The sequence below is a fragment of the Dermatobacter hominis genome (genome assembly GCF_020715685.1).
GTDB lineage: Bacteria > Actinomycetota > Acidimicrobiia > Acidimicrobiales > Microtrichaceae > Dermatobacter > Dermatobacter hominis.
Genome location: NZ_CP085840.1, coordinates 2,896,482 through 2,915,193, shown reverse-complemented (window position 1 = coordinate 2,915,193; position 18,712 = coordinate 2,896,482). Strand labels below are relative to the sequence as shown.

Genomic DNA, 18,712 nt, shown 5'->3' with positions numbered 1-18,712 from the left:
GAAGCGTCGGGCCCGAGGGGTGCGCGGGCCCCGACCGCGCCGACCGTAGGCGGCGGGCGCGCAGTCGCGCACCGGGGACCGCGCCCCGGTCGGATCAGCGGCGCGTCGGCGGCCGCTACCCCGTCAGACGAGGAGCAGGTCCCGGCCGCCCGACTCGTTCGACGGGTGCCGGAGCTTCGACATCGCCCGCACCTCGATCTGGCGGATCCGCTCGCGGGTCAGCTCGAACTGCTCGCCGACCTCCTCGAGCGTGCGCGGCTCGCCGCGGTCGAGGCCGTACCGGAGCCGGAGCACCTCCCGCTCGCGCGGGTCGAGCGACGAGAGGAGGTCGTCGACGAGCGCCGGCACCATCGAGTCGGTCGCGGCGCGGTCGGTCGGCACACCGTCGTCGGGGACGAGGTCGCCGAGGACGGCGTCCGCGTCCTCGCGCAGCGGTTCGGACAGCGACAGCGGCTCCGCGGCGTACAGGAGCGTCTCGACGACCTTCTCCTCGGGGAGGTCGACCTCGACCGCCAGCTCCGCCGTCGTCGGCGGACGGCCCAGCTCGAGCTCCATCCGCGAGCGGGTGCGCTGGACCCGGGTCATCGTGTCGCCGGCGTGCACCGGGATCCGGATCGTCCGGCCCGTGTTGGCGATGCCCCGGGTGATGGCCTGGCGGATCCACCACGTGGCGTACGTCGAGAACTTGAAGCCCTTGCGCCAGTCGAACTTCTCGACGGCGTGGATCAGGCCGAGGTTGCCCTCCTGGACGAGGTCGAGCAGCGGCACGCCGGAGCTCTGGTACTTCTTGGCGATCGAGACCACGAGCCGGAGGTTGGCCTGCACGAACTGCTCCGCCGCCTGCTCGCCGGCGTGGACCGCGCGCCGGAGCTCCCGCCGCCGGGCGGCGGTCAGACGGGCCCCCGAGTCGAGCTCCTTGCGGGCGTCGTCGCCCGCCTCCATCGTCCGGGCCAGCCAGGCCTCGTCGTCCTTGGTGAGCAGCTCGTAGCGGCCGATCTCCGAGAGGTACCGGCGGACCAGGTCCTCGTCGTCTCGTTCCACACGCTGGTTCGTCACCTGCACCTCGGCTTCCTCTGAACACCGTCGTCGACGGCGGCGCGGTCCGGCTGGAGCCCGTACATCGGCAATCCGGGCCGCAAAACCTGAGCGCGCGCCTCGGCGACGTCCGGCCGGACACCGTCCGGACCGGCCGAGGAGTGGCGCCGGACCGGCCGAGGAGCGGCGCCGGACCGGCCCTGGAGCGGTCTCAGCGGGTGAGCTGGGCGGTGGCGCGGACCAGCGCGGCGACGCGCTCGACCTCGTCGTCGCTGCCCTCGGGCCGGCGCACCGAGGCGAGCTCGAGATCGGCGCGGACGGAGTCGAGCAGCAGCGGCAGCCACCGCTGCAGGGGTGCGTCGGCGACCGGGGTGGTGCGGGCCAGGTGGGCGGCGTAGCCGTCCTCGAGGGCACGGCCGACCGCCGACCACGCGCCGATCCGGGCACCGTCGTCGGTGAGCGCCCGCAGCGCGGCCACGAGGTCGGTGGTCGCGGGACCCGGCGTCACGACCACGCGGTCCGTGGGCAGCTCGCGGAGCTGCGGCAGCCGGGCCAGCAGCACCTCGGACCGCCAGGCGTGGCGCATGGCGAGCCCGTCGAAGGCCACGACGGCGGCGGGGAGGTGGGCGTCGCCGACCCAGGAGCCGACCACGGCGTGCAGCTCGCGCTCGACCCACGCCCGCGCTCCGAGCAACGCGGCCGTCGACATCAGGTCGAGCGGGCCGGCCTCGTCCCAGTCGGCCTCGACGACCCCGTTGCCCGGGTAGCCGGGCTCGGCGCGGGGGACCTCCACGTCACGCCTCCTGCGCCGTCACGGGCGCCGGCGGCGCCTCGGCCGCGTTGGTGATCGGGAGCCGCCGGTCGCGGCCGAACGCCTTCTGCGAGATGCGGATCCCCGGCGGCGACTGCCGGCGCTTGTACTCCGCCAGGTCGACGAGCCGGGCGATGCGCCGGACCATGGCCTCGTCGTGCCCCGCGTCGACCAGCTCCTCGATCGTGCGGTCGCCGTCCACGTAGGCCTCGATCAGCGGGTCGAGCACCTCGTAGGGCGGCAGGCTCTGGTCGTCGCGCTGGTCGGGCCGCAGCTCGGCCGACGGGGCCTTGGTCAGGATCTGCTCGGGGATGAGGTCGGTGCCGGCGCGCTCGTTGCGCCAGCGGCAGAGCTCGTAGACGAGCAGCTTCGGCACGTCCTTGATCACGGCCAGGCCGCCCGCCGAGTCGCCGTAGAGCGTCGAGTAGCCGACGGCGGTCTCGGACTTGTTGCCGGTGGTGAGCACGAGCCAGCCGAACTTGTTCGACAGCGCCATCAGCAGCACCCCGCGGATGCGGGACTGCAGGTTCTCCTCGGTGAGGTCGGGCGGGCGCTCGCCGAAGCTCGGCGCGAGCAGCTCGGCGAACGCCGCGTGCGCCGGCTCGATCGCGATCGTGCGGGCGTCCACGCCGAGGTTCGCGGCCAGGCGGTCTGCGTCGGTCACCGAGTGATCGCTCGAGTAGCGCGACGGCATGAGCACGACGTGGACGTGCTCGGGGCCGAGCGCGTCGGCCGCGATCGTGGCCACCAGCGCCGAGTCCACGCCGCCCGAGAGCCCGAGCACCACGTCGGTGAACCCGTTCTTGGCGACGTAGTCGCGGGTGCCGAGGACGAGCGCGTCCCAGATCTCCTCCGGCCCCCGCGGCGAGGACTCGATGACCGCCTCGGCCCGACCGCCGGCGCGCCGCGCCGCCGGGTCCGCCGGCTCGCTCACCGCGACGACAGCGAGCGGGGTGTCGTCGTCGACCTGGGGGGCGGCGGGCACGGCCACGTCGAGCACGAGCTCCGAGACGGCGAACCGTGGCGCCCGGGCGACCACTTCGCCGTCGTCGACGACGACGGAGCCGCCGTCGAACACCAGCTCGTCCTGGCCGCCGACGACGTTCAGGTAGACGATCGGCACGCCGGCCTCGGCCTGGCGCTCGAGCAGCATCGCCTCCCGGAGGTCCTGCTTGCCGGCCTGGAACGGCGAGGCGTTCACGTTGAGGACCACCTGGGCGCCGCGGTGGGCGGCCCGCACCGCCGGCCCGCCGGCGACCCAGACGTCCTCGCAGACCGTGACCGCGCACACGACGCCGCCGATCCGGTAGAGCGGCTGGTCGGGCGAGCCGGGGTCGAAGTAGCGCTTCTCGTCGAACACCCCGTAGTTGGGCAGCGCCTGCTTGCGGTAGCTGCCGACGATCCGACCGTCGTGCAGGACCGCCGCGGCGTTCCACGGCCCGTCGGTCGCGTCGTGGGGATCGGCGCCGGGCCGGCGGTCGCCCTCGACCCAGCCCACGACCGCCGCGCACCGGCCGGTCACCCGGCGGGCGAGGGCCTCGAGCGACTCGGCCCCGTCGGCGACGAATCCGGCCTTGAGCAGCAGGTCCTCGGGCGGGTAGCCGCAGACGGCGAGCTCCGGGAACAGGGCGACGTCGCAGCCGGCGGCATCGGCCCGCTCGTAGGCGAGCGCCATCGCCTCGACGTTGCTGCGCAACCCGCCGACCCGCAGGTCGAGCTGGCACAGGGCCACGCGCAGCACACCGGGCTCGGAGGCGCCGTCGTGCGCGCCGGGGGCGTTCGGCGGACCGCTCGTCACGACTGGATGGTAGCCACCTCCGTCCGCAGCACCGGCAGGCCGACGGCGCGTGGCGGCGGGGTGGTCCCGGGGGCGGTGAGCAGCGCCCCGAGCACGGCGAGGGCCCGGCGTCGGCCGGGCCCTCGTCGCGCAGTGCTGTCGACCCCGGCGTCGGCCGGGGCGGACCTGGTCGGGCGGCGGCTCCTCATGGTCACCGCCGCCCGAGCGTCCGTTCCGATCGGTCGGTGCCGATCAGGGCGTCGCCGCCGAGCACACCGTGTTGGTGATGAGCCGGGTGACGACGTACGGGTCGATGTTGGCGTTCGGGCGACGGTCCTCGATGTAGCCCTTGCCGTCCTTGGCGACCTGCCACGGGATGCGCACGGAGGCGCCACGGTCGGACACGCCGTAGCGGAACTGCGAGTAGTGGGCGGTCTCGTGGAGGCCGGTGAGCCGGTCCTCGTAGCCGTGGCCGTAGCCCGCCAGGTGCTCCTCGACCTTGCCCGGGCCGCCGATGGCCTCGCAGGCGGCGATGATGGCGTCGTAGCCCTCGCGCATCTGGTTGGTCGAGAAGTTCGTGTGGGCGCCGGCGCCGTTCCAGTCGCCCTTGATCGGCTTCGCCGAGATCGACGCGTTGACGCCGAAGTCCTCGGAGATCCGGTAGAGGAGGTAGCGGGCCATCCAGAGCTCGTCGGCGACCTCGACGGTGCCGGACGGGCCGACCTGGAACTCCCACTGGCCCAGCATCACCTCGGCGTTGGTGCCGGAGATGTTGATGCCGGCCTCGATGCAGGCCGTCGTGTGGGCCTCGACGATCTCCCGACCGGCGATCTCCACGGCGCCGACGCCGCAGTAGTACGGGCCCTGCGGGGCCGGGTAGTAGTAGCCCTCCTGCGGCCAGCCGAGCGGACGGCCGTCCTTGAAGAAGGTGTACTCCTGCTCGATGCCGAACAGCGGCTCGAAGCTGGCGAACTTGTCGGCGACCTCGACGCAGGCGGCGCGGGTGTTGGTGGGGTGCGGCTCGAAGGACTCGGGGAGGAGCACCTCGCAGAGCACGAGGACGTCGTTGCCGCCACGGATCGGGTCCGGCACCGTGTACACGGGGTTCAGGACGCAGTCCGAGTTGTCGCCGGGGGCCTGGTTCGTGGACGAGCCGTCGAAGCCCCAGATGCCCGGCTCGGCGCCGTCGGCGAGGATCTTGGTCTTCGACCGCATGAGCGGCGTCGGCTCAGTGCCGTCGATCCAGATGTATTCAGCCCGATAAGCCACGTTCGATTCCTTCGCTTGTTCGTATCCGCCGCGTCGATCTGGCACGGCGGGCCCTTCGCTTCCGCCGGGCGACCGGGGGGACCGTCGCCCGAGTGGATCTCATCACCCTGTCACCGGACGGCCCCGTCGGGGAGCCCAGCTGGGCCGGGATCGGACCCACCGAACCCGGCGCCCACGCAGGTTGGTCGGAGGGGTTTTCGTTCCCGTTGCCCATTTGTGAACGGCGCGTGAACAGGCCCACTGCGATTGGGAGGGGCCCGTCGGGGACTGGTACCACCGCGTCGGGCCGCCTCGCAGAAGGGCGCCCCGCATGCCCCGGTGACAAGATGGAGCGCTCTATGGATCACCAACAGGACTACGTGCTGCGCACCGTCGAGGAACGACGCGTGCGACTGGTCCGGCTCTGGTTCACCGACGTCCTCGGTCAGCTGAAGTCCGTGGCGATCTCGCCGGTCGAGCTGGAGGCGGCCTTCGAGGAGGGCGTCCAGTTCGACGGCTCCGCGATCGACGGCTTCAGCCGCGTGCAGGAGAGCGACGTCCTCGCCTTCCCGGACCCGAACTCGTTCCAGCTGATGCCGTCCCGAGAGGGCGAGGACCTCACGGCGCGCATCTTCTGCGACATCACGAACCTCGACGGCACGCCCTTCGAGGGCGACCCGCGCCAGGTGCTCAAGCGCAACCTCGCCGTCGCGGCCGACGCCGGCTTCCAGTTCATGTGCGCCCCCGAGGTCGAGTTCTTCTACCTCGCCGACGACGACCCCTCGAAGCCGCCGCAGCCGCTCGACTCCGCGAGCTACTTCGACCTCACGACCTACGACGAGACGTCCGACATCCGCCGCCGGACCATCCAGCGGCTCGAGGGCACGGGCATCCCCGTCGAGTACTCGTTCCACGAGGACGGCCCGTCGCAGCACGAGATCGACCTGCGCTACAGCGATGCGCTGGCCATGGCCGACAACGTGATGGCGCTGCGGATGATCGTGCGGGAGGTCGCCATGGCCTCGGGCGTGCACGCCACGTTCATGCCCAAGCCGATGGAGGGCGTGCAGGGCTCCGGCATGCACACGCACCTGTCGCTGTGGACCGGCGACGACAACGCCTTCTACGACCCGACCGACGCGGTCGGCCTGAGCTCGACGGCCAAGGGCTTCATCGCCGGGCTGCTCACGCACGCCAGCGAGGTCACCGCCGTGACCAACCAGCTGGTGAACTCCTACAAGCGGCTCGTCGCCGGCTTCGAGGCCCCGGTCCACATCTCGTGGGCCCGCAACAACCGCTCCGCCCTGGTGCGGGTGCCGGTGCCGAAGAAGGGCAAGGAGGACCAGGGGACCCGGCTCGAGTACCGGGCGCTCGACCCGTCCTGCAACCCCTACCTCGCGTTCTCGGTGCTGCTCGCCGCGGGCATGGCCGGCATCCAGCAGGGCTACGAGCTGCCCGAGGAGACGACGGTCAACCTGTTCGAGGACTTCGAGGAGCGCCGCCCCGACGACGGGTCGATGCTGCCGAGCAACCTCTCCGAGGCGCTCGACCGCATGGAGGGCTCCGACCTCGTGCGCACGACGCTCGGCGAGCACATCTTCGAGTGGTTCCTCCGCAACAAGCGGGCCGAGTGGGGCGCCTACCGCACCCACGTGTCCAGCTTCGAGCTGCGGCGCTACCTGGGGTCCTGGTAGGAGCGCCGTGCAGCCCCTGCTCATCTGGCCCGACCCCGCACCGCCCGACATCGTGCGCGTGCTGGACCTGGCCGGCCTGCCGTGGCAGGCGGTCAAGGACGAGTCGACCGCGCGCGAGGGCGTGTGGGCCGGGGCGATCGTCGCCGCCGACGAGTCGCCCGACGGCGGCTTCGCCATGGCCCGCTCGCTGCGCCGCGGCGACCTCGCCGTCGCCCCGCTGCTCCTGATGGTCCGGGGGACGCAGCTCGGCGACCTCGACGGCCGCCACGACACCTTCGACGACTTCTGCGTGGCGCCCGCCCACCCGGCGGAGCTCGAGGCCCGCGTCCGCCACCTGCTCGCGTCGGAGTCCGGGCTCGACCTCGGGCCCGAGGTGGTGCAGTACGAGGCGCTCGTGCTGAACCTCGAGACCTACCAGGCCGCGATCGACGGCCAGCCGCTCGACCTCACCTACATGGAGTACGAGCTGCTCAAGTTCCTCGCCTCCAACCCCGGCCGCGTCTTCACCCGCGAGATCCTGCTGTCGCGGGTCTGGGGCTACGAGTACTACGGCGGCGCCCGGACGGTCGACGTCCACATCCGGCGGCTGCGGGCCAAGCTCGGCGAGGAGCACGCCGGCATGATCCAGACCGTGCGCTCGGTGGGCTACAAGTTCGGCGAGTCCCGCTGGGGCGGCTGACGCCGACGGGTGCCGAGGTGCGTGCGGTCGCGCCGCGACCGCAATCGGGCCGGGACGTCGGGCCGGTGCGGCTCAGACGTTGAGGTCGATCAGCTCGCTGCCCTCGTTGAGGTACTCGCCCTCCTTGGACAGCGACTGGCCCAGGATCACCGCCAGCACGCCGCCCGTGATGATGAAGGCGACGGGCAGGACGACCACCAGGGCCACGATGATGAGCAGCGGACCGATCATCGGGCCAGTCTGCCCCAGCGCCGGGCCGGTCTTCTACCTCGGCCGGTGAACGGTCAGTCCCCGGTCCAGACCCAGGCCTCGACCTCGACGAGCGCCCCGAGCGGCAGCCCCGCCACCGCGACGCACGTGCGGGCAGGGCGGGGCTCGGCGAAGTAGGCGGTGTAGATCTCGTTCAGCGCGGCGTAGTCGTCCATGTCGGTCAGGAAGACGGTCGCCTTCGCCACCTGGTCGGCCCTGGCGCCCTCGGCCGCGAGCAGCTCGTCGAGGTTCGCCAGCGCCTGGCGGAGCTGGCCCTCGAAGCCCTCGGCCAGGCCGTCGGGGCCGAGGCCGATCTGGCCGGACACCACCAGCCAGTCGCCGGCTCGTCGTGCGGGGACGTACGGAGCGGTCATGCCGCCTGTCTACCCGAGCGGCGCCGCCCCACGGGCGGCTCAGCGGCCGACGCGGTACCGGATGTGCGCGAAGTCGACGGTGCGGTCGACCTCGAGCGTCGTGAGCTCGACGTGGCGCGGCAGCAGCGGCTTGCCGGCCCCCAGCGTGACGGGTGCGATCGACACCTCGATCTCGTCGAGCCGCCCCACGTCGACGAGCCGCGCCGCCAGCTCGCCGCCGCCCACGACCCAGATGTCCTTGCCGGCCGCGGCCTCGAGCATCTCGTCGTGCACGGCGAGGAGCGCCGCATCGTCGTCGGCGGCGACGAAGCGGACGTCGCCGTCGACCTCCGGGAGGTCGCGGTGCGTCATCACCCAGGACGGCTGCTCGTAGCCCCACCGGCCGTCCTCGTGGTCGACGATCCACTCGTAGGTGCTGGCGCCCATGATCACCGCGCCGACGCCCTCCATGAACCGGGCGTGGTCGCCCTCGTGGTCGCCGGCGTCGACGACGAACAGCCACTCGAGGCTGTGGTCCGGATCCGCGATGAAGCCGTCCAGCGTCGTGGCGGTCAGGTAGATCGTGCGGCTCATGCTCGCTCCTCCTCGGTGGTGGGTGTGACCTCGGTGCCGTCGGCCTCGCACCCGGCCGCCCCGGCGCCGCCGGCCCGGTCGGGCGGCCCGTGCCGGAGGTGCAGCCAGTCGATCGGGTCGCCGTGGTCGACGGCGTCGGCCCCGCCGAGGTCGCGCAGCATCGAGCGCACGACCTGGCGGCGGTGGGCCGAGAACTCGAGCACGTGGGCGACCACGCTCGACAGGACGAACGACTCGGGCGGATCGCACAGCGCGTCGACGAAGCGGTCCGACCACGCCCCACGGCGGGAGATGTCCGAGACCGTCGAGATCCAGCGCGGTCCCGCCGCGGCGTGGCGGGCACGGAGCTCGTCGGGTGCGTCACCGCCCCGCGGGGGGATGTCACCGCCGGCGATCGACGCCGACCACACCTCCTTCGACCACACGATGTGCTCGAGGACGGCCGCGACCGACGGCTCCGGCCCGTCCCAGCGCAGCACGGTCCGGCCCGGCGCGAGCTCGCGCCGGAGGCGTTCGTCGTCGAGCGATGCCGCCAGCTCGATGAGGTGCGCCGTGTCGTCGACGTCGTGGTGGACCATCAGCGCGACCACGCCGTCGGCCCCCGCCCCCTCCGCGACGTGCGGCGTCGAGGTGAGCCAGAGGTTGACCGGTGGGTGGAAGTGCAGGCCGTTGGGTGACGGCAGCCACGTCGCGAGCCCCGGGCCCGCCGAGCTCGGCGGGTAGCCGAAGGCGCGATGGAACGCCCGCGAGAAGCCGTCGACCGACTCGTACCCCGCGTCGAACGCGGCGTCGGTGACCGAGCTGCCCTGCGCGAGCTGCCACGCCGCCCGCTCGAGCAGCACCCGACGGCGGATCGACATCGGCGGCTCGCCGGTGGCCGACGAGAGCTGGCGCGCGAAGTGGAACGGCGACGACGACGCCCGGTCGGCGGCCGCGTCGAGGCCGCCGGGCTCGTCGTCGAGCAGCGCGTCGAGCAGCTCGCGCAGTCGGTCCCGGCCCGGCACGGAGGTCACCGGATCAGTCTGTCCACCGGGCCCGTGCGCCGCCCGACCGATCTTGCGGTCGTGGCTCGTGCTGCCTCAGGCCGGCCGGGCTGCCCCTGCCTCAGGCCGGCCGGGCTGCCCCTGCCTCAGGCCGGCCGGGCTGCCCCTGCCTCAGGCCGGCCGGGCTGGCCACACCGGCGGCGTGCCGAGCGCCCGCCAGGTCGCGGCGGCCACCGCGGCGAAGACCGCGTCGGAGCCACGGACCGGCGGGCCGTCGCCCGCCCGCACCTCGACGTCCACCGGCGGCATGTCGGCCGCCCGCAGGACGCCGAGGGACCGGACGGTCAGGTCGAGCACGGTGCCGTCGTCGTCGACGGCCAGGCCCTCCGAGGTCACCCAACTGAGCGCCATGTGCGCGGCGCCGATGCAGTACGAGCGCAGCACGACCGCGTCGAGCACCTCACCGGCCGCGATCCGCACCGCGATCCGGGTCACCGGCGACGGACCGTCGGCGATCGTGACCGACGCCTCGGCCACCGCCCCGTCCGGGGTCCGCACGACCACGCGCTCGCCCCGGTCGTCGTCGGCGCCGAGCGCCCCGGGCTGCACGGCCACGACCTCGCTCGGCGCGCCGACGCCGGCGAGCAGCACCACGGCCTCCGCCCACCCCGCGGCCCGGAGCGCGGTCGACGTCGGCGGCCCGGCGGCGTCGACCTCGACGACGTCGAGCCCCGGGGCGACGGCGGCGATCCGCGCCGCGATGCCCTCGGTCCGGACGACGTGGACGGTGCCGGTGCCGTCGGCGCGGATGCCGGCGGCGAGCGGCGGTCGCTTGGGCGCCGACCGGGTGCAGTCCTCTCGCGACCACAGCGCCAGCACGGCGCGGCCGTGCTCGTCGGCCAGCGCACGGGCCGCCTCGGGCAGCGGGCTCCGGCGCTTCCCGCCGAACGCCCCGCCGTTCGCCGCGGCGGGCGAGGGCTCCCCGCCCGGCTCGCACCAGGAGGCGTCGGTCTCGACGTACGCCGCGTCGACCCAGCTCGTCCGCAAGGTCAGGTCCCACCCGCCGTCGGGCACGTCGAGCGGCGGGGCCGGCTCGATCGTGGTGCGACGGCCCTGCACCTTGCCCGCCGCCCTGCGCGCCTCGGTCACGCCGGCGGCCACCGCCCAGCCCCCGTCCGGACCGGGCACGGCGACGAGCGCACCCGTCGGGGCGGTGTCGGCCGAGAACCCGACCGCTCCGGCGGCGACGTCGGGCCCCACCCGCTGCGGCGCGCCCAGCTCGAGCGTCGCCCGCCTGGCTGCCGCCTCGAGGTCGCGGCTGGCCGCCGCCTCGAGGTCGCGATCGCTCGCGCCGGGCAGCGCGACGGGTGTGTCCGCCGGCGCGACGCCGAGCACGTCGGCCGCCGCCTCCTCGATGCTCTGCCAGCCCGTGCACCGGCACAGGTGGGCGGCGAGGGCCCGGTCGACCGCGCCGGGTCGGAGGTCCCCGCCCTCCGCCGCGACCTTCGCCCGCAGGGCCTCGAGGCGGACGATGATGCCCGGCGAGCAGAACCCGCACTGGCTCGCGCCGTGGCCCAGGAACGCCTCCGCCCACCGGCCCCGCACGTCCGCGTCGAGGCCGTCGAAGGTGACGACCTCGCGCCCGGCGACCCGTCGGAGCGGCGTCACGCACGCGACGCGGGCCGTGCCGTCGACCACCACGGTGCAGCAGCCGCACTGGCCCTGCGGGGAGCAGCCGTCCTTGGCCGACGTGATCCCGAGCCGACCCCGGAGGGCGTCGAGGAGCGTGATGCCGTCGTCGTCGACGGCCACCTCGGTGCCGTCGAGCGTGAACCGGACCTCCCGCGCCGGCACCGCGGCCGACGGCGCCGGACCGGCGGGCGGCACGGCCCCCGGCCCGGCGGCGGGCTCGGTGGGCGGGTTCGGCTCGGGGGACGGCATGGGCGTGGCTCCTCGGTCGCCGGTCGGTCCGCATCGGCCGGTCCACCGCGGGACCGCCGTCCCGGGCCGGTCGCGAGCTGAGACGACGCTCGGGACGGGCCGCTCGTCGGTCCCCGGCGATGGGACCGGGCGGCACCCGGGACGGTACCTTCCCAGGTCGTGCCCTCCCACCGCCACGTGCACGACGACCTCGTCGGTCCCGTCCGCCCGTCGGGCCTGGTCGTGCCGCGGCGCCGGCTGCTCCAGGGCGGCCTGGCCCTCGGCGCCCTCGCCGCCGGCGCACCGCTCCTCGCGGCCTGCGGCGACTCCGAGACGAACACGCAGGAGTCCGACGCGGTCCCGGACCACGCCCTGCTCGCGGCGTTCCCGCAGTCGGTCCCGCACATCCCCGCGGGCGTCCCCAGCCGCCTGCCGTACCTGGTGTCCGACCGCGACGGCGTCCCCCTGGCCGAGATCGCCGGCGACGTCACCTTCACGATCTCGCAGGACGGCAAGGAGCTGGGCACCGTCGACGTGGCGCCGCGCATGGACGGCGTGCCCCGGGCCTACCTCCCGGTCTCCTTCACCTTCCCCGAGCCGGGCATCTACGACCTGACTGCGACCTACGACGGCTCGGAGCTCGACTCGACGATCGAGGTCGTGGACCGCGCCCGCGTGGGGCCGCCGGTCGTCGGCGAGGCCCTGCCGCCGGTGGACTCGCCGACCGTCGAGCGCACGCTCCAGGTCGACCCGCTCTGCAGCCGCGTGCCGGCCTGCCCTTATCACTCCACGAACCTCCAGGACGTGGTCGGCAAGGGGAAGCCGGTCGTGATGCTGATCGCCACTCCCGCCTACTGCCAGACCGCGGTGTGCGGCCCGGTGCTGGACCTCCTGATGGCGCAGACCGAGGGCCGGACCGACCTCGAGGTGCTGCACCAGGAGGTCTACAAGGACCCGAAGGGCCAGCGGGACCTCAACGACGCCGAGCTGGCGCCGGTGCCCGAGGCCTACCAGCTGCGGTTCGAGCCGGTCCTCTACGTGACAGACCGGGCCGGCACGATCGTCGCCCGGGCCGACGTCACGGTCGATCGGGGCGAGCTCACCGAGCTGCTCGCGCTCGCCGTCTGAGCCCCGGAGCACCGGGGCTCCGGAGCGCCGGGGCGCGGCCTCAGGGAGCGGTCCCGAGCGCGGTGTGCGCGGTCGGGCGCCGGGCGTCGCGCAGCACGGCCGGCGTCTCGCCCGAGAAGCGGACGACGTCGCGGGTGAGGTGGCTCTGGTCCGCGTACCCGTGGCGGACGGCCACCTCGGCCAGCGGCGTCGAGATCAGGTCGGCGGTCGCGCGCTCGAACCGCACGATCCCCGCGGCCACCTTGGGCGTGAGCCCCACCTGCGTCCGGAAGCGCGACGACAGGTGCCGGTGGCTCCATCCCGACCCGCGGACGACGTCGGCGATCGCGACGCGGCCGCCCGACGACGCGAGCGCCTGCCAGGTCCCGGCCACGACGTCGTCGACGGGACGACCGGCGCGCACCCGGCGGCGCAGCGCCGACTCCACGAGCCCGAGCCGGGTGGGCCAGTCCGGCGCGGACCGCAGCTGGTCGAGCGCCGGCCCGCACAGCTCCGGGGCGAGCGCCGCGAGGTCGACGACCCGGCCGGCGAGGTCGCGGCCGTCGACGCCGAGCACCTGCCGGATGCCGATCGGGGTGAGGTAGGCCTGCACGCAGCGGTGCGAGGCGGTCGCCACGGTCGACACCGGGACGTCGGACAGCCCGGCCACGAAGGACCCGACGGTGATCGGCGGGCCGGTCCCGCCGTCCCGCCGCACGTCGACCGCGCCGTCGAGCGAGATCACGAGCGGCACGAGCGACCCGGCGGCCTGCCGCCGCGGCACCGGCGCAGGGCCGCGCTGGTCGAAGCCGACGATGCCCCCGACGAGACCGGCGAGCTCGGGGTGGACCGGACGTCGCACGAGCGCCAGGGCGCCTCGGAGGTCGCGATCGGTCGGCACGGCCCCCATGACAGCACCGTCGGGCGCCGTCGGCACCGCCGGTCAGGTTCGTCCAAGACGAGCGCAGGCCCCGGGGGCGACGATGGTCCCCGCCGGCGCGACGGTGCGGCGGAGCAGCGAGGAGGTGCGGTGTGCGCAGGTTGGTACTGGTCGAGTTCCTGACCGTGGACGGGGTCGTGCAGGGCCTCGGATCGCCCGACGAGGACCGCCGCGGCGGCTTCGAGCACGGGGGCTGGGGCGTGCCCTACGCGGCGGACGTGCACGCGACGCTCGGCGCGGACGGCGTCTCGGGGACCGGCGCGTACCTCTTCGGCCGCCGGACCTACGAGAAGATGGCCGAGTTCTGGCCCGACCAGCCCGATGCGAACCCGATCGCGGCCCACATGAACGCCACTCCCAAGCACGTCGCCAGCCGGACGCTGCGCGACGAGGACCTCCGGTGGGCCGGCGCCACGGTGCTGCAGGGGGACCTGGCGCCGGCGGTCGGCGAGCTGCTGGCCGACGGCGACGGCGACGTCGCGGTCCTGGGCAGCGGCGACCTGGCCCGCCAGCTGCTGCGCCTCGACGTGGTCGACGAGCTGCGCCTGATCGTCCACCCGCTGCTGCTCGGCACGGGCACCCGGCTGTTCGGCGAGCTGCCTGCGCCCCGGGCGCTGCGCCTCGTCCGCCACGACGTCACCGCCGCCGGCTCGCTGGTGCTGGGCTACGAGCTGGCGCGCGACGGAGCGCCGGTGGCCTGAACGTGGTGCCCGATCATCGCGGCGGTCGTGAACCCGCAGGTCAGCCGCAGCCGGTCAGCTGAAGGACTGGCCGCAGCCGCAGGTGCGCTCGGCGTTCGGGTTCGTGATGGCGAACCCGGACTGCTCGAGGCCGTCCTTGTAGTCGAGCGTGGCGCCCTGGAGCAGCTGCGCGCTCGACGGGTCGACGACGACGCTCACGTCACCGTAGGTGGAGGTGATGTCGTCGGTCGCGACGTCGGTGTCGAAGAACATCTCGTAGGCGAAGCCCGAGCAGCCGCCGGGACGCACGGCCACGCGGAGCGCGAGGCCCGCTTCGCCCTCGGCGTCGATGAGCTGCTTGACCTTGGTCGCTGCGTTGTCGGTCAGGGTGATCACGAGGTCCTCCACGCTGGGCGCACGAGTGTTCGCTGGTCAGTGTACCGCCGCGTCCCGGGCGCTCCCAGGCGTCGGGGGTGACGGATCCGAGGTGGCGTCAGGCGTCGGCGACGAGCGTGGCCCGGCACGGCTCGCGGTGCGACAGGTCGTGGAAGTCCTCGACGGCGCCGCCGACCTCGTCGACGAACCCCTCGAGCAGCCCGCGGTGCAGGGCGCAGACGAGCTCGGGGTTCGATGCGGCCAGGTCGGCGAACGGGCAGTGCCCGAAGGCGACGGTGGTGGCGTCGTCCTCGGTGACCGCGGTGGGGTCGAAGCCGAGCTCGGCGAGCATCGTCACCGCGGCCTCGACACAGGGCCGGCGACGGTCGCCGAGCGAGCCCCGGTGCGACAGCCTGCGGCCCTGCTCGCGGCCCGCGGCCACGACGGGCTCACCCGACAGGCCGGCGTCGGCGGCGAGGTCGAGCAGCATCCGGGCCATCATGGGGAACACCGGCGGTTCGAGGCCGAGCGACGGCGCGTCGGCGGCCAGCGTGTACAGGTTCTGCGGACGTCCGACCGCGCCACGGGTGTCGGGGCGGGCTTCCAGCAGACCGACGTCGCGCATCCGCTCGAGGTGCGGTCGGACCGTGTTCGGGTGCAGGCCCAGCGACTCCGCGATCTCGGCCGTGGCGAGCGGGCGCGGGGACCGGGCGAGTTCCAGGTAGATCGCGTAGCGGGTGTTGTCCCCCAGCGTCTTCAGCAGGTCGAGGCGGTGCTCGGACGGACCCACGGCAGCAAGGGTACCCGCGCGGCTGAAATAACACGGCGGCGACCGGTAAAATATCGAGCGTGACGGATCCCGCCCCCACCGACGGCCACCCGGGCGCCCACGTGCTGCCCACGGTCGACGACGTGATGGGTCTGCTGCGCGGGGTCGTGGACCCCGAGCTCGGGTCCGACATCGTCGAGCTCGGCATGGCCAAGGGGGCCCGCGTGGACGCCGACGGCACCGTGCACGTCCGCATCGCCCTCACCACGAGCGGGTGCCCGCTCCGGGCCGAGATCCAGCGCGACGTCCGCGCTCGGGTCGGCTCGCTGCCCGGCGTCACCCGGGTCCGGCTCGACTGGACCGAGCTCGACCAGGCCGGCAAGGCGGCCGCCATGGAGCGGGCGCGGCGCAACATCGCCGAGCGGCCCGAGCGCACCGCGGTCCCCTCGACCACGAAGGTGATCATGGTCGCCTCGGGCAAGGGCGGCGTGGGCAAGTCGTCGGTGACCGTCAACCTGGCGGCGGCGATGGCGGACATGGGCTTCACCGTCGGCGTGATCGACGCCGACATCTGGGGGTTCTCGGTGCCGCGCATGGTGGGCCTCGACGGCCGGCTCCAGGCCGTGGCCGACGACGCGCCGGCGCAGGAGGGCGAGCAGCGGCCCCGCATCATCCCGAACGAGGTCGAGATCGGGTCGGGGCGCCTCAAGGTCGTCTCGATGGGCTTCCTCGTCGACGACGAGGGCAGCGCCCTCATGTGGCGCGGGCTCATGCTGAACCGAGCCGTGCAGCACTTCCTCGAGGACGTCGACTGGGACGGCGTCGACTACCTGCTGATCGACATGCCCCCGGGCACCGGCGACGTCCAGATGGGCCTCGCCAAGCTCCTGCCCCGGGCCGAGATGCTGGTCGTGACCACGCCGTCGCTGACCGCGCAGAAGGTCGCCGTCCGGGTCGTGGACATGGGCCGCAAGAACTTCCTCCACATCGCCGGCGTCATCGAGAACATGTCCAGCTACGTCGACGACACCGGCCGCGAGCACCGGCTGTTCGGCGAGGGCGGTGGCGACCGCCTGGCCGACGAGGCCGGCCTCCCGCTGCTGGCCCGCATCCCGATCGAGGCCGCGGTGGCCGACGGCGGCGACCACGGCCGGCCGGTCGTGCTCGGCGAGGGGCCGGCGGCCGAGGCGTTCCGCACGCTGGCCCAGCGCATCGTCGACGAGGTGATCCCGCCCGCCGACCTGTCCGGCTGCACCTCCCGCATGATGGGCGCGATGCAGGCGGCGCTGGCCGCGGCCGACGCCACGACCTGATCGCCTGCCATCCTGTGCCGGCAGGGCGACGGCGCCGGTCGGGGGTCGTGCCCATCGAGGAGGTCGGACGCAGGTGAAGGTGCGCGTGGGCTTCGGGCTCGGGACCCGGACGGACTTCGTCGACGAGCGCTTCCTGGACCTGGTGTCGCTCCTCGAGGACCTGCGGTTCGACAGCCTGTGGCTGTCCGAGCGGATCACCGGCCCCTGCCCGGACCCGGTCGTGGCGCTCGCCGCCGCCGCCGGCCGGACGCAGCGCCTCAAGTTCGGGATGTCGGTCATGGTCCTGCCGGGTCGCAACCCCGTGCTCGTCGCGAAGGAGCTCGCCACCCTCGACCAGCTGTCCGGCGGCCGCCTCCTTCCCGCCTTCGGCCTCGGCGCGGTGAACCCGGCGGAGCAGCAGGCGTTCGGCGTGGCCCGCGGCGAGCGGGCCGCGCTGTTCGACGAGGCGCTGCCGCTCATCCGCCGGCTGTGGACCGAGGACCGCGTCGACCACGCCGGTGAGCACTTCCGGCTCGAGGGCGCGAAGGTGCGGCCGTTCCCGCGGCAGTCCCCGCCCGACGTGTGGCTCGGCGGGATCGCGCCGGCGGAGCTCCGGCGCGTCGGCCGCCTGGGCGACGGGTGGCTGCCGAGCTTCGTCACGCCGACCGACGCCGCTGAGGGCCGTGCGGTCGTGGAGCGCACGGCCGCCGACCACGGCCGGGAGATCGACCCGGAGCACTTCGGGGTGCTGCTCCCCTACTCGCTCGAACCGATCCCCGACGAGGTGCTGGCGCTGCTGCCGTCACGCCGTCCCGACGTGGACCCGCGGCAGCTCGTCGCGTCGGGCGCCGACGAGCTGCGGGACCGGATCGGTGAGTTCGTCGACGTCGGCTTCTCGAAGTTCGTCGTGGTACCGCTCGGCGACCCCGCCGACCCGGCCGAGCACCTGGCCCGCCTGGCCGACGTGGTCCTCCCGCTGCAGACCTGAGCGCCGGGTCGCGGTCAGTCGAAGACGATCACGCCGCGCAGGTTGTTGCCCCGGCGCATGTCCTCGTAGCCCTGGTTGATGTCGTCGAGGGAGTACGTGCGGGTGACCAGCTCGTCGAGGCGGAGCTTCCCGTCGGTGTACATGCCGAGCAGGTCGGGGATGTCGGTCCGCGGGTTGCAGGCGCCGAAGACCGTCCCCTTCACGGCCTTCTGCGACATCGCGAGGTCGAACAGGCCCATCGACACCTCGGTGGCCATGATGTTCGCGATCGCCGTCACCACGACCGACCCGCCCTTGGCGGTCATGGCGAGCGCCGGTGCGACGAGGTCGCCGGTCATCAGGCCCGGGACGAGGATCACGGCATCGGCGCCGCGGCCGCGCGTCAGCTGCTGGACGAGCGGCAACGCCTCGTCGATCGACCCCGCGGTGTGGGTGGCGCCGAAGGTGTGGGCCTGCTCGCGCTTCCACTCGACGAGGTCCACCGCGACGACGTGCCGCGCCCCGGCCATCGCCGCACCCTGCACGGCGTTCATGCCGACGCCGCCCGTGCCCACGACGACCACCGTGTCGCCGGGCCGGACGTCGGCGCGCCGCACCGCAGAGCCCCAGCCGGTGGCGACGCCGCAGCTGACGAGCGCCGCGGGCGTGAACGGGATGTCGGGCTCGACGCGGACGACCGAGTCCTCGGACAGGAGCATGTGCTCGGCGAAGGTCCCGAGCTTGAGCACCGGGTCGGCGGGCGTGCCGTCGGCCAGGCGGTGGGCCCGGCGCCCGTCGGTGATCATCCCGGGCAGGAAGGCGTTGGCGCCCATGTCGCACAGGTTCTGCCGGCCGGTCACGCAGTAGTGGCACTCCCCGCAGGTCGGGAAGAACGACACCGCGACGTGGTCGCCGACCTGCACGCGCCGCACGCCCTCGCCGACCGCCACCACCTCGCCCGACCCCTCGTGCCCGCCGATCATCGGGAACGGCGACTCCATCCCGGCCTCGGCGATCAGGTCCTCGGGCGGCGTCATGTCGCCCTGCAGGATGTGCTCGTCGGAGTGGCAGAGGCCGGCGGCCCGGGTCCGCACGAGCACCTCGCCGGGCCCCGGGTCGTCGAGGTCGACGTCGACGACCTCCCAGTCCCGCCCCACCCCGAAGATGACCGCCGCGCGCGTCCTCATCCGACCCTCGACCCCCCGGTCCGTCCGTCGCTGGGCGGACCCTAGACGCGTC

The 18,712-nt window shown here is 74.1% G+C and carries 19 protein-coding genes; 6 read left to right on the top strand and 13 right to left on the bottom strand.

What is annotated here, in order from left to right; genetic code table 11:
- Positions 1-123 precede the first annotated feature (123 nt).
- The 4 genes from LH044_RS13840 to glnII form a co-directional block, all read right to left on the bottom strand.
- Positions 124-1,041 carry a sigma-70 family RNA polymerase sigma factor gene (locus LH044_RS13840; RefSeq protein ID WP_227756171.1) on the bottom strand — a complete coding sequence of 306 codons (918 nt, stop codon included), beginning with the start codon at positions 1,039-1,041 and terminating at the stop codon, positions 124-126.
- 205 nt (positions 1,042-1,246) lie between these two features.
- Complete coding sequence (locus LH044_RS13835; protein WP_227756170.1) at positions 1,247-1,828, bottom strand: hypothetical protein; 582 nt, start codon at positions 1,826-1,828, stop codon at positions 1,247-1,249.
- A gap of 1 nt (position 1,829) precedes the next feature.
- Positions 1,830-3,644 carry an NAD+ synthase gene (locus LH044_RS13830; protein WP_227756169.1) on the bottom strand — a complete coding sequence of 605 codons (1,815 nt, stop codon included), beginning with the start codon at positions 3,642-3,644 and terminating at the stop codon, positions 1,830-1,832.
- A 231-nt stretch (positions 3,645-3,875) separates the two neighbouring features.
- On the bottom strand, positions 3,876-4,892 hold the full coding sequence (gene glnII / locus LH044_RS13825) for a glutamine synthetase GlnII (protein WP_227756168.1): 1,017 nt from the start codon (positions 4,890-4,892) through the stop codon (positions 3,876-3,878).
- Positions 4,893-5,230: 338 nt separating this feature from the next.
- On the opposite strand from glnII, the gene LH044_RS13820 reads away from it, so the two are divergent.
- Together LH044_RS13820 and LH044_RS13815 are read left to right on the top strand one after the other, a co-directional pair.
- Entirely contained in the window at positions 5,231-6,565 is a 1,335-nt protein-coding gene (locus LH044_RS13820; protein ID WP_227756167.1) for a glutamine synthetase family protein, read from the top strand.
- 7 nt (positions 6,566-6,572) lie between these two features.
- Positions 6,573-7,244, top strand: a complete 672-nt coding sequence (locus tag LH044_RS13815; protein WP_227756166.1) for a response regulator transcription factor — start codon at positions 6,573-6,575, stop codon at positions 7,242-7,244.
- Positions 7,245-7,316: 72 nt separating this feature from the next.
- Here LH044_RS13815 and LH044_RS13810 read toward each other — a convergent pair whose 3' ends face one another.
- The 5 genes from LH044_RS13810 to LH044_RS13790 form a co-directional block, all read right to left on the bottom strand.
- Positions 7,317-7,475 carry a hypothetical protein gene (locus LH044_RS13810; protein WP_227756165.1) on the bottom strand — a complete coding sequence of 53 codons (159 nt, stop codon included), beginning with the start codon at positions 7,473-7,475 and terminating at the stop codon, positions 7,317-7,319.
- Positions 7,476-7,528: 53 nt separating this feature from the next.
- Positions 7,529-7,867, bottom strand: coding sequence for a RidA family protein (locus LH044_RS13805; RefSeq protein WP_227756164.1), 339 nt, complete (start codon positions 7,865-7,867; stop codon positions 7,529-7,531).
- Positions 7,868-7,906: 39 nt separating this feature from the next.
- Positions 7,907-8,440, bottom strand: a complete 534-nt coding sequence (locus LH044_RS13800) for a dihydrofolate reductase family protein (RefSeq protein WP_227756163.1) — start codon at positions 8,438-8,440, stop codon at positions 7,907-7,909.
- The gene (locus tag LH044_RS13795; RefSeq protein WP_227756162.1) at positions 8,437-9,453 is read right to left on the bottom strand and encodes a helix-turn-helix domain-containing protein; all 1,017 of its coding nucleotides are present in this window, start codon (positions 9,451-9,453) and stop codon (positions 8,437-8,439) included. Before LH044_RS13795 ends, LH044_RS13800 begins: the two co-directional genes overlap by 4 nt.
- 141 nt (positions 9,454-9,594) lie before the next feature.
- A complete protein-coding gene (locus LH044_RS13790) occupies positions 9,595-11,364 on the bottom strand; it encodes a 2Fe-2S iron-sulfur cluster-binding protein (RefSeq protein WP_227756161.1) in 1,770 nt (589 codons plus the stop codon).
- 159 nt (positions 11,365-11,523) lie between these two features.
- On the opposite strand from LH044_RS13790, the gene LH044_RS13785 reads away from it, so the two are divergent.
- Entirely contained in the window at positions 11,524-12,471 is a 948-nt protein-coding gene (locus LH044_RS13785; RefSeq protein WP_227756160.1) for a hypothetical protein, read from the top strand.
- Positions 12,472-12,511: 40 nt separating this feature from the next.
- On the opposite strand, the gene LH044_RS13780 is transcribed toward LH044_RS13785, so the two are convergent.
- Complete coding sequence (locus LH044_RS13780; protein ID WP_227756159.1) at positions 12,512-13,360, bottom strand: AraC family transcriptional regulator; 849 nt, start codon at positions 13,358-13,360, stop codon at positions 12,512-12,514.
- 122 nt (positions 13,361-13,482) lie between these two features.
- Here LH044_RS13780 and LH044_RS13775 point away from each other — a divergent pair, with 122 nt between their 5' ends.
- A complete protein-coding gene (locus LH044_RS13775) occupies positions 13,483-14,091 on the top strand; it encodes a dihydrofolate reductase family protein (protein ID WP_227756158.1) in 609 nt (202 codons plus the stop codon).
- Positions 14,092-14,145: 54 nt separating this feature from the next.
- Here LH044_RS13775 and erpA read toward each other — a convergent pair whose 3' ends face one another.
- Together erpA and LH044_RS13765 are read right to left on the bottom strand one after the other, a co-directional pair.
- Positions 14,146-14,478: an iron-sulfur cluster insertion protein ErpA gene (gene erpA, locus LH044_RS13770; protein WP_227756157.1), complete on the bottom strand. Its 333-nt coding sequence runs from the start codon at positions 14,476-14,478 to the stop codon at positions 14,146-14,148.
- An 85-nt stretch (positions 14,479-14,563) separates the two neighbouring features.
- Positions 14,564-15,235 carry a helix-turn-helix transcriptional regulator gene (locus LH044_RS13765; RefSeq protein WP_227756156.1) on the bottom strand — a complete coding sequence of 224 codons (672 nt, stop codon included), beginning with the start codon at positions 15,233-15,235 and terminating at the stop codon, positions 14,564-14,566.
- A 59-nt stretch (positions 15,236-15,294) separates the two neighbouring features.
- On the opposite strand from LH044_RS13765, the gene LH044_RS13760 reads away from it, so the two are divergent.
- On the top strand, positions 15,295-16,527 hold the full coding sequence (locus tag LH044_RS13760) for an Mrp/NBP35 family ATP-binding protein (protein ID WP_227756155.1): 1,233 nt from the start codon (positions 15,295-15,297) through the stop codon (positions 16,525-16,527).
- A gap of 73 nt (positions 16,528-16,600) precedes the next feature.
- Positions 16,601-17,494 (top strand): TIGR03854 family LLM class F420-dependent oxidoreductase, encoded by an 894-nt coding sequence (locus LH044_RS13755; protein ID WP_227756154.1) that lies wholly within the window; start codon positions 16,601-16,603, stop codon positions 17,492-17,494.
- A 14-nt stretch (positions 17,495-17,508) separates the two neighbouring features.
- Here the strand turns inward: LH044_RS13755 and LH044_RS13750 are convergent, their stop codons facing one another.
- Entirely contained in the window at positions 17,509-18,660 is a 1,152-nt protein-coding gene (locus LH044_RS13750) for an NDMA-dependent alcohol dehydrogenase (protein ID WP_227756153.1), read from the bottom strand.
- Positions 18,661-18,712: the final 52 nt, after the last annotated feature.